Below are 13,425 nucleotides of genomic sequence, written 5' to 3'. Positions count from 1 at the left end.
GAAGGTGAGCCTAGTGGGCAACAGCCGTGGCACCGTTTTCCACCAGCGGCTGGCCGGACATCGGCTCGTCCACCTCCGACCATTCGACCGGAGTCGGCATCTCGATCAGCGCGTGCCGCAGCACCTCGCCCATCCGCGACACCGGCACGATCTCCAGCCCGTTCTTCACATTGTCCGGGATGTCGGCCAGATCCTTGGCGTTTTCCTGCGGAATCAGCACCTTCTTGATGCCGCCACGCAGCGCCGCAAGGAGCTTCTCCTTCAGGCCACCGATCGGCAGGACCCGTCCACGCAGGGTGATCTCGCCGGTCATGGCGATATCACGGCGCACCGGAATGCCGGTCAGCACCGAGACGATGGCCGTGGCCATGCCGACGCCGGCGGACGGACCGTCCTTCGGCGTCGCGCCTTCCGGCACGTGGACGTGGATGTCCCGCTTCTCGAACAGCGGCGGCTTGATGCCGTAGTCGAGGGCCCGCGACCGGACATAGGAGGCCGCAGCCGAGATCGACTCCTTCATCACCTCCTTGAGGTTGCCCGTCACCGTCATCTTGCCCTTGCCGGGCATCATGACGCCTTCGATCGTCAGCAATTCGCCGCCGACCTCGGTCCATGCCAGCCCGGTCACCACGCCGACCTGATCCTCGGTCTCCGCCTCGCCGTAGCGATAACGCGGCACGCCGAGATAGTCCGCCAGATTCGCCGCCGTGACCTCGATCTTGGTCTCCTCGCCCTTGAGGATCTTGGTGACGGCCTTGCGGGCGAGCGTCATCAGCTCGCGCTCGAAGTTCCGCACGCCGGCCTCGCGGGTGTAGCGACGGGCGATCTCCTGCAGCGCATCGGCGCTGACGGAGAACTCCTCGGGCTTCAACGCATGGTCGCGGATCGCCTTCGGCAGCAGGTGCCGCGACGCGATCTCGACCTTCTCGTCCTCGGTGTAGCCGGCGATGCGGATGATCTCCATCCGGTCCATCAGCGGCGCCGGTATGTTCAGCGTATTGGCCGTCGTCACGAACATGGTCGACGACAGATCGTATTCGACCTCGAGATAGTGATCGACGAAGCTGGCGTTCTGCTCGGGATCGAGCACCTCCAGAAGCGCCGACGACGGATCGCCGCGGAAGTCCTGACCCATCTTGTCGATCTCGTCGAGAAGGAACAGCGGGTTGGTCTTCTTGGCCTTCTTCATCGACTGGATGACCTTGCCGGGCATCGAGCCGATATAGGTCCGCCGGTGGCCCCGGATCTCGGCCTCGTCACGCACGCCACCCAGCGCCATGCGCACATATTCGCGGCCGGTCGCCTTGGCGATCGACTTGGCGAGCGAGGTCTTGCCGACGCCCGGAGGACCGACGAGGCACAGGATCGGCCCCTTCAGCTTCGACTGGCGGCTCTGCACGGCCAGATACTCGACGATCCGCTCCTTGACCTTCTCGAGCCCGAAATGATCGGCTTCGAGAACGTCCTCGGCCTTCTTCAGGTCGACCTTGACGCGCGACTTCACGCCCCAGGGCAGCCCGAGGATCCAGTCCAGATAATTGCGCACGACCGTCGATTCGGCGGACATGGGCGACATCTGCTTCAGCTTCTTCATCTCGGCGGCGACCTTCTCGCGCGCCTCCTTGGAGAGCTTGGTCTTCTTGATCCGGTCTTCCAGCTCGGCCATCTCGTCGCGGCCGTCCTCGCCGTCGCCGAGCTCCTTCTGGATCGCCTTCATCTGCTCGTTCAGGTAGTACTCGCGCTGGGTCTTCTCCATCTGGCGCTTGACGCGCGAGCGGATACGCTTTTCCACCTGCAGGACCGAGATCTCCGATTCCATGAAGCCGAGGGCCTTTTCCAGCCGCTCGCGCACGCTGATCATCGCCAGCATGTCCTGCTTCTCGGGAATCTTGATCGCCAGATGCGAGGCGACCGTGTCGGCGAGCTTCGAGTAGTCCTCGATCTGGCCGGCAGCCCCCACCACTTCGGGCGAGATCTTCTTGTTCAGCTTGACGTAGTTCTCGAACTCCGAGACCACCGAACGCGCCAGCGCCTCGATCTCGACCGGGTCTTCCTCGGTCTCCTCGATCAGGCTGGCCGAAGCCTCGTGCCACTCGGTCCGCGGCGAGAAGCTCTCGATCTTCGCCCGGCCCATGCCTTCGACCAGCACCTTCACGGTGCCGTCCGGGAGTTTCAGGAGCTGCAGCACATTGGCGACGGTGCCGATCTCGTAGATCGCATCCGCGGTCGGGTCCTCGTCGGAGGCGTTCTTCTGGGTCGCAAGCAGGATCTGCTTGTCGGCGCCCATCACCTCCTCAAGCGCCTTGATCGATTTCTCGCGGCCGACGAAGAGCGGCACGATCATGTGCGGAAACACGACGATGTCGCGCAGCGGCAGAACCGGGTACAGAGCCGCCTCGGCGGCACCCTGGCGTTCTTGCGTATCAGACATGGTATTCCTTTCTACGGCATCCTCGCCGTGTTCGGCCACCGATCCCGCGCCTTCTTCGAAGCGCGCGGGTCCAGCGCCATCACGACCGTAATGTGGGCGTCACACGCCTGCTATTCAAGCGATTCGGCAGCGGGACGCGGGTGCTGTCCGATGTCGCAGGCGGCAGTCCTCGAAATAGAAAAGCCCGCCCCGGCGCCAAGCCGGGACGGGCTCATCAGCCGTCAAACATCGCACTGATGGTTCACATCAGGCGCTGACGTTTTCCTTCTCGCCGTTCCGCTCGGAATAGATGTAGAGCGGACGGGCATTGCCGTCGATCACGTCCTCGGAGATCACGACCTCCTGCACGCCTTCCAGCGTCGGCAGGTCGAACATCGTGTCGAGGAGCATGGCTTCCATGATCGAGCGCAGGCCGCGGGCGCCGGTCTTGCGCTCGATCGCCTTGCGGGCGATGGCGCGCAGCGCGTCCTCGTGGAACGAGAGCTCGACATTCTCCATCTCGAACAGGCGCTGATATTGCTTGACCAGTGCGTTCTTCGGCTCTTCCAGAATCTGGACCAGCGCCGCCTCGTCGAGATCCTCCAGCGTCGCCAGAACCGGCAGACGACCGACGAACTCGGGGATGAGGCCGAACTTCAGGAGATCCTCGGGCTCGACCTGCCGGAACACGTCGCCCGTGCGCCGGTCGTCGGGACCCGCGACATTCGCCGCAAAGCCGATCGAGGTCTTGCGACCGCGATCCGAGATGATCTTGTCGAGACCGGCAAACGCGCCGCCGCAGATGAACAGGATGTTCGCCGTATCCACCTGCAGGAATTCCTGCTGCGGGTGCTTGCGGCCGCCCTGCGGCGGAACCGAAGCGACGGTGCCTTCCATAATCTTCAACAGCGCCTGCTGGACCCCCTCGCCCGACACGTCGCGGGTGATCGAGGGATTGTCCGACTTGCGGCTGATCTTGTCGATCTCGTCGATATAGACAATGCCGCGCTGGGCCCGCTCGACATTGTAGTCGGCCGACTGCAGCAGCTTGAGGATGATGTTCTCGACATCCTCGCCGACATAGCCGGCTTCGGTCAGCGTGGTCGCGTCCGCCATGGTGAACGGCACGTCGAGGATGCGGGCCAGCGTCTGCGCGAGCAGCGTCTTGCCGCAACCGGTCGGGCCGATCAGCAGGATGTTGGACTTCGCCAGTTCGACGTCATTGCTCTTGGCTGCGTGGGCGAGCCGCTTGTAATGGTTGTGCACGGCGACGGAGAGCACCTTCTTGGCGAAGGACTGCCCGATCACGTAGTCGTCGAGAACCGCAATGATTTCCTGCGGGGTGGGGACACCCTCCCGCGACTTCACCATGGAGGATTTGTTTTCCTCCCTGATGATATCCATGCACAGCTCGACGCACTCGTCGCAGATAAAGACCGTCGGCCCGGCGATCAGCTTACGGACTTCGTGCTGGCTCTTCCCGCAGAAAGAGCAGTAGAGCGTGTTCTTGGAGTCGCCGCCGCTCGTTTTGCTCATGCGTCTTTCCTTCCGATCCGGTCCCCTCCAGGGATCCGTTTCTCGTTTGGTCTACCGAACCTAGTGCCCCCGGCCCCGTTCGGCAAAGCGACTCTCACCCGAAAGCCACGATCCGATACCATCGGCCACTCTTGCACATCGTCCAGCGTAGCGTCGATTGCTTGAGCGGCGCTTAACGCACGCCCCGCCATGATCGCGATGCAAGTGTGGCTGTGGCGTGACGACGCAGCCCTACTTGGTGCCTTCGGCCTCGAGGGCGTCGCGCGACGAATAGACCTTGTCGATCAGGCCGAACTCGCGCGCCTCCTGAGCGGTCATGAAGTGGTCACGATCGAGCGTGCGTTCAACCGTCTCGTAGTCCTGGCCGGTGTGCTCGACATAGACCTCGTTCAGGCGGCGCTTCAGCTTGATGATGTCCTGGGCGTGACGCTCGATATCCGAGGCCTGGCCCGAGAAGCCGCCCGACGGCTGATGCACCATGATACGGGCGTTGGGCGTGGCGAAGCGCATGTCCTTGTGACCGGCGCACAGCAGCAGCGAGCCCATCGACGCCGCCTGGCCGATGCACAGGGTCGAGACCGCCGGCTTGATGAACTGCATGGTGTCGTAGATCGCCATGCCGCTGGTCACCACGCCGCCGGGCGAGTTGATGTAGAGGGCGATCTCCTTCTTCGGGTTCTCGGCCTCGAGGAACAACAGCTGGGCGCAGACCAGCGTGGCCATCGAGTCTTCGATCGGGCCGGTGATGAAGATCACCCGCTCCTTCAGAAGCCGCGAGAAGATGTCGTAGGCGCGCTCGCCCCGGTTGGTCTGCTCGACCACCATGGGAACGAGGTTCATCGCGGTTTCCACGGGATGTGTCATCGGTCGTCGTCTCGCTGCTTGGTCTGATGAGCGGCACCACCGGGTGCCGCGGGAATAGCGAAGGGATTCGTCTGGTTCAGTAGATAGGACTTGGCCGAGCGCCTATGCAAGGCGTTCCCCCGCGCCGAATGCCATGAGGCCCAAGGGATTGGCCCCTGCGCCCCATATGGTCTTGCGCAGGCCGTAGCGCAATCAGCCCCTGCCCTCGCCGGCACTGTCGATGTCGCCGCCGCCCGGCGGGATCGGCTTGCGGTCCGCATCGTGGGTGCCGTGGTCGCCGGCATCCGCCCGCTGCGAACTCGCCTCGATCGCCGGACGCGCGGTGTCGGCCTGCCGGTTCTGGCGCACCCGCAACGGCGGCGCCTTGCCGTCCCGATCCTCGCCGAACCACAGCGTCATGTGCGGGAACGGGATCTCGATGCCGCGCTCGTCGGACATCCGCTTGATGATCTCGCGATAGGCCCGGCCGACACCCCACTGGGTCGACGGCTTGGTCATCACCCGGCCGCGCACGACCACGGCCGAATCGCCGAGTTCGTTGACGCCGAACATGTCGAGTTCGCTCAGGAGGTTCTCCCCGACGGCGGTGGTCTTCAGTTCGTCGAAAGCGTCGAACATCATCTGCTTCACGTCGTAGACATTTTCGCGATAGGCGACGCCGATATCGGCGACGTAATAGGCGAAGTCCTTGGAGAAGTTCGCCACCTGATCGACCGAGGAGAACGGGATCAGGTACCAGGTGCCTTCCAGCGTCCGCAGCCCGACGGACCGCACGGTCAGTTCCTCGACCGTGCCGGAGATGCCGTTCAGTTCGACGATGTCGCCCTCGTTCATGGCATTCTGGATCTGGATGAAGGCGCCGGTGATGATGTCCTGGACGAATTTCTGGGCGCCGAAACCAATGGCCAGGCCGACGACACCGGCACCGGCGAGGAGCGGCGCGATGTCGATGCCGATCTGCGACAGAACCAGCATCGCCACCAGCACGATCATCGTGATGGTGAAGGCATTGCGAAACAGCGACAGCAGCGTGCGCTCGCGCGCCGTCGGCACGGTGCCGTAATTCGGATTGAGGCGGTACTCCACCCAGGACGACACGCCGATATAGATCGCCACGCCGACCGCCAGGATGATGCCCGCGCCGACGAGGCCACCGGCGAAGCGCTGCCCCAGCGGGCTGGCCAGCCAGTCGCTGAACGACAACAGGTTCCAGGCCTCCAGGATCACCGCCAGGACGACGACGATGACGACGCCGCGCAGCACGGTCAGCGCGTTGGGGATGAAGGAGTTCACCCGGCGCTCCAGGAGCGGCAGCCGGTCCTTGAGGTTCTGCGGGATCGGGATGCCCCGGGCGATGACGCGCGACAGGATCGACACGATCAGCCCGCCGACGGCCATGGCCGCAATCGACTTCAGCGTCGCCGTCGTCATGAAGGCGAGGCCGGATTCGGGACTGCGCACCCACACGATGAACAGCGCCAGCGCGAAGCCGATCGCCAGCACCCACCAGATCTGGCCGACAAAGGCATAGACCCAGGCGCTGACCGAACGGTCGCCCTGGTGCTTGGCGCGCTTCAGCCGCTCGCGCACGACGCCGCGATTCTTCAGGATCAGCCCGATGGTCAGGAGCAGGCAGAGGACCACGACGATGAAGCGCACCGCCTCGGCTGCCGCGATGCTCGACGATTGCTGCACGATGGGCGCGACGAACATGAAGGTATAGCCGAGGATCGAGATCAGCCGCGAGATCCAGAAATACCAGTAGCTCGCCTGCCGGTTCGAGAACGGCGTCAGGCGCAATTGCGGGTAGGACGGCGACACGAAGCTGGCAAGGCCCACCTTGACCATCTCGATCAGCAGGAAGGCGTTGAGGAACAGGGCCTGGTTGATGCCCGGCTCGCCGCCGAAGAAGATCACCGCGGCGAGATAGCCGGCGGCCCAGCCGACCACCACCGACAACGCGTCGACGATCGACGAGATGACCAGCAGCAGGAGCTTGTTGATCGGGCCGGTGCGCTCGGCGGCATCGGCCAGCCTCCGGAAGATCGGATATTTGATGACCCGGCTGGCGAACAGCACGCCGAAGGCGACGAGAGCCACCAGCCCCACCGGCAGGATCGCCGAGATCAGCATCGGCAGGTCGATCCGGCTGGCGCCCGACAGCATCTGGGACGCCGACACGAGGCTGGCCGCAACCTGGTCCCAGGTGTCCAGCAGGCCGCCCGCCATGGAGCGGGTCCATTGCGCGATCTCGCCGGGCAGCGTGCGCGGCGCGGCCTCCGTGCCGGCCTCGGCCGCTTCAGCGGCTTCCGGTGCCTTGTAGGCGGCCGCCTTCAGCGATTCGATCAGCTTGGCGCGGGTGTCGTCGTTCTCGAGAATGCCGATCAGATCGTCCAGCGACGGATCGACCGACGTGCTGGACTCGGTCTCGCCCGACCCGCCGATCGCCAATCCCGGCATCTGGGCGTGACTTGCGCCGGCGAGGACCAAGAGCCCGATGAGGAAGGCGAGGATGGCGGTCGTCGGAAATCGCTGCATGCCGCGGGGAAGCCTGTTCTGTGATCGGTCCGGGTGGCGGGGCGCAGCGCCGACGGATCGGCGCTGCCAGCTTGTGCCGACGCGGCGGGTCCGCGCGGCGCACGCCTCTATCGGCGATAGTGATGACCAGACTTGGGCGGGCGCGAGCCCCCCACTGCCGGCCAGATATGCGAAAGGGCCGACTCGCGCCGGCCCTCCGAAATTCTCGACGATGGTCGCTTGCGCGACGCCCCGCCTTACGACGCGAGGGCGGTTTCCTTGTCGTCCTCGTCCTCGGCCATCAGCTCTTCCTTGCTGACGGTCTTGTCGGTGACGTCCACCTCGGCGAGCAGATGGTCGACGACCTTCTCCTCGTAGAGCGGCGCGCGCAGGCTGGCGACGGCGTCCGGGTTCTTCTGGAAGTACTCGTAGACTTCCTTTTCCTGGCCCGGATAGCGGCGCAGCTGCTCGAACATGGCGCGCTGCAGCTCTTCGTCGGTGATCTGCACGCCGGCCTTCTCGCCGATCTCGGACAGGACCAGGCCCAGACGGACCCGACGTTCGGCGAGGCGGCGATATTCGGCGCGCGCCTTCTCCTCGGTGGTGTCCTCGTCCTCGAAGGTCTTGCCGCTGTTGGTCAGCTCGCCCTGCACCTGGTTCCAGATGTTGGTGAACTCGGCCTCGACCAGCTTCTCCGGAAGATCGAAATCATACGCCGCATCGAGGGCGTCGAGCAGCTGGCGCTTGACCTTCTGGCGCGTCGCCTGGCCGTACTGGCTCTCGATCTGCTCGCGCACGACCGTCTTCAGGCGATCCAGCGATTCGACACCGAGCTTGGCGGCGAACTCGTCGTCGATCGTGGTCTCTTCGGGAGCGGCGACTTCCTTGACGGTGACGTCGAAGGTCGCCGGCTTGCCGGCGAGATGCGCTGCGCCGTAATCCTCGGGGAAGGTCAGCTCGACAGTCTTCTCGTCGCCGGCCTTCACGCCGATCAGCTGGTCCTCGAAGCCCGGGATGAACTGACCGGAGCCGATCACCAAGTTGCTGTCGGTGGCGGTGCCGCCATCGAAGGGCTCGCCGTCGATCTTGCCGACGAAGTCCATGGTGACGCGATCGCCCTTGTCCGCAGCGCCATCCTTGGCGGCGTAGGTCCGGGCATTCTCGGCGATGCGCTCGACCTGCTCGTCGATCTCCTCGTCAGCCACTTCGACGACGGGACGCTCGATCTTGATGCCCTCGGTGCCCTTGATCTCGAACGCCGGCAGCGTCTCGTAGGTCAGGGTGAACTTGAAGTCGGCGCCGCCGTTGAGGACCTTCTCGGCCTCGGCCTCGTCCTCGGACATGCCGATTTCCGGCTGCATGGCGGAGCGCTCGTTGCGCTCGGCAATGACGTTGCGCGGGGTCTCGGTCAGGATCTGGTTGACGATCTCCGCCATCAGCGACTTGCCGTACATCTTGCGCAGATGGCCAACCGGCACCTTGCCCGGCCGGAAACCCTTCAGCTGCACCCGGTCCTTGGCTTCATAGAGCCGGGTCTGGAGCCGCGCTTCAAGATCCGAGGCCGGCACGACGATCTCGATCTCGCGCTTCAGGCCCTCGGCCTTGGTTTCCGTTACCTGCATTCTGGATACCTTCTTGTGTGCTCGAGACGACCGATCATTCAGGCCGACCCGCAATGAATTCCGTGAAAGCGGCCGCTGGTGCGGGTGGAGGGACTTGAACCCCCATGCCTCTCGGCGCTTGGACCTAAACCAAGTGCGTCTGCCAATTCCGCCACACCCGCATAATGCGCCGTACGGTGGGCGACGCGAGACGCGCGCTTCTATATCACCGGCCTCGCGGCCACGAAAGGCCCATATGGGGGCCAATCCGCATGATTCCATGGCTTTTTCACACGGGACCGGCCCTTTTGGCGTGATCCAGCGCGCATCCCTTCAAAGAACGGCGTGCGACTTGGATTGGTCCTGTCAGCAAGAGGGTGGTGTCGAATGCCCTGCCGATCGCGGCGGCAGCCCCCGCACATGCGCCGATTGTTGCGTTGCACAAATCGCAAGGCTGCCATGCATCGAAGGCTCTAGCGGGTCCGCCCTGCACCGCCTACCTTCCAGTCACCGAAGCGACGCAGACGAAACAATCAGCCGCTTCAATCGATTTAAGACCGCAGGATAAACCGATGAACCTCGTTCGCTCCTACAACAACTGGCGCCGCTACCGCGAGACGGTCAACGAACTGAACCGTCTCTCCCTGCGCGAACTGGCCGATCTCGGCATCTCGCGCGGCGACATCAACTCGGTCGCCCGCCGCGCCATCGGCTGATCATCAGCCAAGACTTTCGCAAGGGTCCACTCCTCCTCCCAGGACCCAAGCGGATCGGAAACTGCCACTCCTCCTCCCAGGCAGTTTCCACCCAGACGCCCGCCGGGTCCTCCCCCCGGCGGGCGCCCAGAGATTACAGAGCTTCGCTGCGGGCTACTCCTCCTCCCAAGCCCAAGGCGGATAAAGTGCCTGCGCATCCTCCTCCCAGCGCAGGTACCTCTCAGTCGCCCGTCGGGTCCTCCCCCCGACGGGCGATCAGAGACCTTCTAGAGTTTCGCGTAGGGCCCACCTCCTCCCGGGCCTGAAGCGGATATGACCTGCGCATCCTCCTCCCAGCGCAGGTCCCAATGCGACACCCGTCGGGTCCTCCCCCCGGCGGGTGTTGTCGTTTGGAGGCCGCAAACTTGCTCGATCATGCGCGCGGATCGCCACGCGGCCTTTTGATCGCCACGCGCGACTGCTAAATTGTCCCCATGTCGAAACAACCCATTCACGTCGTCGGCGGCGGGCTCGCCGGATCCGAAGCTGCCTGGCAGATCGCCGAACGCGGTCTGCCCGTGGTCCTGCACGAGATGCGGCCCGTCCGCGGTACCGAGGCCCACAAGACCGACCATCTGGCCGAGCTCGTCTGCTCCAACTCCTTCCGGTCGGACGACAGCCAGACCAATGCGGTCGGCGTCCTCCATGCCGAGATGCGGCTCGCCAATTCGCTGATCATGCGCTGCGCCGACGCCCACCAAGTGCCCGCCGGCAGCGCGCTCGCGGTCGATCGCGAGGGCTTTTCCGGCGCCGTCTCCGAAGCGATCGCGGCACATCCGCTGATCACCGTCGAGCGCGGCGAGGTCGAGGGCCTGCCGCCCGAGGAATGGGGCCCCAGCATCGTCGCCACCGGCCCGCTGACGGCGCCGTCGCTGGCCGAGTCGATCAGCGCCGCCACCGGCACTGACGCCCTCGCCTTCTTCGACGCCATCGCGCCGATCGTGCATTTCGATTCCATCGACATGGACAAGGCCTGGTTCCAGTCGCGCTACGACAAGGTCGGCCCCGGCGGCACCGGCAAGGACTACATCAACTGCCCGCTCGACAAGGACACCTACGAGCGTTTCGTCGCCGCCCTCGTCGAGGGTGACCGCGCCGAGTTCAAGGAATGGGAAGGCACGCCCTATTTCGACGGCTGCCTGCCGATCGAGATCATGGCCGAGCGCGGTCCCGAGACCCTGCGCCACGGCCCGATGAAGCCGATGGGCCTGACCAACGCCCATCAGCCGGACATCAAGGCCTATGCCGTGGTGCAGCTGCGCCAGGACAATGCGCTGGGCACGCTCTACAACATCGTCGGCTTCCAGACGAAGCTGAAATACGGCGCCCAGGCGGCCGTGCTGCGGATGATCCCCGGGCTCGAGAACGCCGAATTCGCACGGCTCGGCGGCCTGCACCGCAACACCTATCTGAACTCGCCGACCCTGCTCGACCCGACATTGCGGCTGAAGGTGCGCCCGCATATCCGTTTCGCCGGCCAGATCACCGGCTGCGAGGGTTATGTGGAATCGGCCGCCGTCGGGCTGATGACCGGCCGTTTCGCCGCCGCCGAGCGTCTGGGCGAAGCCGCCACCCCGCCGCCGCAGACGACCGCCATGGGCGCGCTCGCCGCGCATATCACCGGCGGCCACCTCGCCCATCAGGAAGAGAGCGGCAAGCGGTCCTTCCAGCCGATGAACATCAATTTCGGCCTGTTCCCGCCGCTGGAGCCGGGGGCCATCCAGAAGCCGGAGGGCGTCACGCGCTTTCGCGGCAAGGACAAGGCGATTGCCAAGAAGAAGGCGCTTTCGGCCCGCGCCCTCGCCGATTTCGCCGGCTGGCTCGGCCAGGCCCCGATCGCGGAAGCCGCGGAGTAGTTCCTGCGGGCCTGATCGAAGATCCAGGCGTCCGGGCTCAGCCGCCCGGCCGCTCCTGCCATTCGCCGGACCGGTAGTAGACCGTCAGCAGCGCCGACAGGATCGCCCCATCGTCGCCATCCCGCACGATCTGGCGCAGCGCCAGGCGGACATTGCGCCCGTTGACGCCGTTGAGGTCCACGATCTGCATCGGCAATCGGTCCGGCGCCGCCGAGTAGATCGTGTCCGGCAGAGCGTCGATCGCCGACGCGAGATCGAAGCGATCCTCGGCTTCGCCGATCCGCAGCACGAACTCCCAACCCTCAAGCTGCAACACAACTCCTCCGGATAACGGGGCGCCGGTGCTGCTCGTCTCTCCGTCTGCAAGGCCCTGACGTACGTCGCGCTCCGGGACGACGCGATCGAACCCGGCAATGTCGATCACCATCGGCGCGTTCGCGGTAAAGCTGCGCAGTTCGCGCACGCCGACCGGACCCGACAGATCGAGCTCCGCGAAGACACGCTCGCGCCGGTCCGATTCCTTGCCCTCCATCAAATCCGCCGGCAGCAGCGGCGCCAGCCGCTCGAGTTGGCTGACGTCGTCGAGAACGTAGAGCCGCGAGCGCAGTTCGGCGGCCTCGCGATCCGAACGCCCGGTCGCGGCCAGCCGGTGCCCGCCGGCGCCATCGTCCACAACGAAGCGCTCAACGATATGGGCCGTCTGACTGCGGCCAACGGTGTCATAGGCGCCCCATGGCCCGAAGGCCGAAAGCGCCAGCAGCAGGACCGGTACGGCCGCCATCCAGCGAATGTCGCCCCGCGTCCGGCCCGGAAGCTGCAGGGTGAGGACCAACCCCGCCGCGAGTGCCCCGAGCATCAGATAGTAGCGCTCAAGCGTGAACCCCTGGGCGTCGAGGCGCAGCCAGATTGCATAGGCGAGCAGAGTCAGGGGCACCAGAAGTGCCAAGGCGAAGTAGCGTGTGAAAAGCCGCGTGGCTGCCGCGGCGCCGGTGCGGAACGGATCGACCGCAATGCGCAGCAGCAGGACGAACACCGCGAAGAAGGTGACGATCCAGCCGATCTCGCCCTGCGGCACATCGCCCGTGACGAGGATCTTCGCGGCATAGAGATGCAGGACCAGCGCCGTTGCCAGCACCAGCGGCACGGCAACCCAGTCGAACAGGATGCGCAGCCCCGAGATCAGCCGCTCGTCCTGCCCCGCCGGCATGCGCTCGTCGAAATGATGCGGAATCCGCCCCAGCGCGAAGAGCGGCCCGACCAGCGCGAAGGCCGTAGCGAAGATATGCTCGTAGGCGTCGCTCGGCAGCCCGACCTCGAACAGGTAGCGGATCATCTCCAGGATCGCCGACAGGCCGAGAACGAACAGCAGCACCGACAGGAAGGCGAGGCTGACGCCGACCACGGTCCAGAAGGTGAAGACCCAGAACCTTTCCGCATCGCGCAGGCTCAGATACCCCGCAAGCGGAACGGCAAAGGTCGCGGCAACGATCAACGGCGGCGGAAATACCGCCAGCGCCGGCCCGACCCAGATCGCCGCGCCGACGACGAGCGCGACAAGGACAGACGCGCCCTGTCGCACCGCCACGGACACGTCCCGCGCCTCCATTGCCAGCACCATCACGACCGAAATGGCCGCCGCGCCGTAGAAGGCGGCCAGCAGCCAGGCCAGATCGTCCTCGGCCACCGGGTAGACATCCCGCAGGGCAAGGTTGGAGAGGATCGCGATGGCGACGATCAGCAGGCTCGCCAGGGGAAAGCGGAAGGCCGCGACGCCCGCTCCCGCCGCCAGCGAGCGCCAGAACTGCCCGACATGCCGGGGCGCGGACCTCATCGTGCGCAATGCCATCGTGGGGTCGGCTTTCGGATCAGTTGGAAATTCGGTGTGC

The 13,425-nt window shown here is 65.3% G+C and carries 8 protein-coding genes and 1 tRNA gene; 2 read left to right on the top strand and 7 right to left on the bottom strand.

What is annotated here, in order from left to right; genetic code table 11:
• Positions 1 to 10: 10 nt before the first annotated feature.
• From lon to SI859A1_RS07925, 6 genes are all read right to left on the bottom strand, one after another.
• Complete coding sequence (gene lon, locus SI859A1_RS07950) at positions 11 to 2,431, bottom strand: endopeptidase La (RefSeq protein WP_040325540.1); 2,421 nt, start codon at positions 2,429 to 2,431, stop codon at positions 11 to 13.
• Between the two features lie 246 nt (positions 2,432 to 2,677).
• Positions 2,678 to 3,946 carry an ATP-dependent Clp protease ATP-binding subunit ClpX gene (gene clpX / locus SI859A1_RS07945; protein ID WP_009209288.1) on the bottom strand — a complete coding sequence of 423 codons (1,269 nt, stop codon included), beginning with the start codon at positions 3,944 to 3,946 and terminating at the stop codon, positions 2,678 to 2,680.
• A 231-nt stretch (positions 3,947 to 4,177) separates the two neighbouring features.
• The gene (locus SI859A1_RS07940; protein ID WP_009209287.1) at positions 4,178 to 4,810 is read right to left on the bottom strand and encodes an ATP-dependent Clp protease proteolytic subunit; all 633 of its coding nucleotides are present in this window, start codon (positions 4,808 to 4,810) and stop codon (positions 4,178 to 4,180) included.
• A gap of 192 nt (positions 4,811 to 5,002) precedes the next feature.
• Positions 5,003 to 7,348, bottom strand: a complete 2,346-nt coding sequence (locus tag SI859A1_RS07935) for a mechanosensitive ion channel domain-containing protein (protein ID WP_009209286.1) — start codon at positions 7,346 to 7,348, stop codon at positions 5,003 to 5,005.
• Between the two features lie 236 nt (positions 7,349 to 7,584).
• On the bottom strand, positions 7,585 to 8,949 hold the full coding sequence (gene tig, locus SI859A1_RS07930; RefSeq protein WP_009209285.1) for a trigger factor: 1,365 nt from the start codon (positions 8,947 to 8,949) through the stop codon (positions 7,585 to 7,587).
• Positions 8,950 to 9,025: 76 nt separating this feature from the next.
• Positions 9,026 to 9,110 (bottom strand) — tRNA-Leu (locus SI859A1_RS07925).
• A gap of 390 nt (positions 9,111 to 9,500) precedes the next feature.
• Here SI859A1_RS07925 and SI859A1_RS20865 point away from each other — a divergent pair.
• On the top strand, positions 9,501 to 9,644 hold the full coding sequence (locus SI859A1_RS20865) for a DUF1127 domain-containing protein (protein ID WP_081451354.1): 144 nt from the start codon (positions 9,501 to 9,503) through the stop codon (positions 9,642 to 9,644).
• Between the two features lie 473 nt (positions 9,645 to 10,117).
• The gene (gene trmFO, locus SI859A1_RS07920) at positions 10,118 to 11,539 is read left to right on the top strand and encodes a methylenetetrahydrofolate--tRNA-(uracil(54)-C(5))-methyltransferase (FADH(2)-oxidizing) TrmFO (RefSeq protein ID WP_009209284.1); all 1,422 of its coding nucleotides are present in this window, start codon (positions 10,118 to 10,120) and stop codon (positions 11,537 to 11,539) included.
• Positions 11,540 to 11,576: 37 nt separating this feature from the next.
• Here trmFO and SI859A1_RS20310 read toward each other — a convergent pair whose 3' ends face one another.
• On the bottom strand, positions 11,577 to 13,370 hold the full coding sequence (locus SI859A1_RS20310) for a DUF4153 domain-containing protein (protein ID WP_050767481.1): 1,794 nt from the start codon (positions 13,368 to 13,370) through the stop codon (positions 11,577 to 11,579).
• Positions 13,371 to 13,425 lie beyond the last annotated feature (55 nt).

Source organism: Aurantimonas manganoxydans SI85-9A1, assembly GCF_000153465.1.
Classification (GTDB): Bacteria; Pseudomonadota; Alphaproteobacteria; order Rhizobiales; family Rhizobiaceae; genus Aurantimonas; species Aurantimonas manganoxydans.
Note: the sequence above shows the minus strand (reverse complement) of the source record. Positions and strands in the feature narration are given on the sequence as shown.